The organism is Streptomyces glaucescens (assembly GCF_002154375.1).
Lineage (GTDB): Bacteria > Actinomycetota > Actinomycetes > Streptomycetales > Streptomycetaceae > Streptomyces > Streptomyces glaucescens.
In genome coordinates, this window is record NZ_MUND01000997.1 from 1 (window position 1) to 1752 (window position 1752).

The 1752-nt window shown below is 68.0% G+C and carries 1 protein-coding gene; it reads left to right on the forward strand.

What is annotated here, in order from left to right:
* The first annotated feature begins 213 nt into the window (after positions 1-213).
* A complete protein-coding gene (exaC, locus tag CCN42_RS40095; protein WP_086742029.1) occupies positions 214-1737 on the forward strand; it encodes an acetaldehyde dehydrogenase ExaC in 1524 nt (507 codons plus the stop codon).
* Positions 1738-1752 lie beyond the last annotated feature (15 nt).

Genomic DNA, 1752 nt, shown 5'->3' on the forward strand with positions numbered 1-1752 from the left:
AGATGTGTATACGAGCCAGGGGGTCCACAGGGAGCCTGGCTCAGGACCCGGACGGCGGCGTCGACGAGCGGCGGCACACCAGCCCCGCGGCGTAGGAGCGTGCAACGCGGCAACGCGGCGGCACCCGCAACGTAGCTGCAACCTCCCCCTCCCTACCCTCCCCACCGAGAGCCGTCCACGGGGGGCGGCGCCGCAGCAGGAGGCTGGAGCAGCATGACCCGTTACGCGGCACCCGGTACACCGGGCGCGATCGTCTCCTACCAGTCGCGCTACGACCACTTCATCGGCGGTGAGTATGTGCCGCCGGCCCGCGGTCGGTACTTCGAGAACCCGAGTCCGGTGAACGGTCAGCCGTTCACGGAGGTGGCGCGGGGGTCCGCGGAGGATGTGGAGCGGGCGCTGGACGCGGCGCACGCGGCGGCGCCGGCGTGGGGGCGCCGTTCGGTGACCCAGCGGTCGGACGTCCTGCTGAAGATCGCCGACCGGATGGAGGCGCATCTGGAGCAGCTGGCGGTCGCCGAGACCTGGGAGAACGGCAAGCCGGTCCGCGAGACGCTGGCCGCGGACATCCCGCTCGCCATCGACCACTTCCGTTACTTCGCGGGCGCGATCCGCGCGCAGGAGGGCTCGCTCGCCGAGGTCGACGACGACACCGTGGCGTACCACTTCCACGAGCCGCTGGGCGTGGTGGCACAGATCATTCCGTGGAACTTCCCGATCCTGATGGCGGCCTGGAAGCTGGCCCCGGCCCTCGCGGCGGGCAACGCGGTCGTCCTCAAGCCGGCCGAGCAGACCCCGGTCTCCATCCACTACTGGCTGAGCCTGGTCTCCGATCTGCTGCCGCCCGGCGTGGTGAACATCGTCAACGGCTTCGGGGAGGAGGCGGGCAAGCCACTGGCGTCCAGCCCACGGGTGGCGAAGGTCGCCTTCACCGGTGAGACGTCGACGGGGCGGCTGATCATGCAGTACGCCGCGGAGCACTTGAAGCCGGTGACCCTGGAACTGGGCGGCAAGTCGCCGAACATCTTCTTCGACGACATCTGGGAGAAGGACGACGATCTGCGGGACAAGGCGCTCGAGGGCTTCACCATGTTCGCGCTGAACCAGGGCGAGGTGTGCACCTGCCCCTCCCGGGGCCTGGTGCAGCGCGGCAACTACCCCGACTTCCTGGCGGCGGCGGTCGCCCGCACGGAGCAGATCAAGGCCGGTCATCCTCTGGACACGGAGACGATGATCGGCGCCCAGGCCTCCGGGGACCAGCTCGCGAAGATCCTCTCCTACCTGGACATCGGACGGGAGGAGGGTGCCAGGGTTCTCACCGGCGGGGAACGCGTCGAGTTCGACGGTGAGTTGAAGGGCGGCTACTACGTCCAGCCGACGATCTTCGAGGGCGACAACCGGATGCGGATCTTCCAGGAGGAGATCTTCGGTCCGGTGGTATCGGTGACGTCGTTCGACGACTTCGAGGACGCGATGAAGATCGCCAACGACACGCTGTACGGCCTCGGGGCAGGAGTGTGGACCCGGGACATCAACACCGCGTACCGGGCCGGCCGTGCCATCCAGGCGGGCCGCGTCTGGACCAACTGCTACCACGCGTATCCCGCGCACGCGGCGTTCGGCGGCTACAAGCAGTCGGGCATCGGCCGTGAGACCCACAAGATGATGCTGGAGCACTACCAGCAGACCAAGAACATCCTGTGTTCCTACACTCCGAAGAAACTCGGGTTCTTCTAGGGGGTGTCGTCAAAC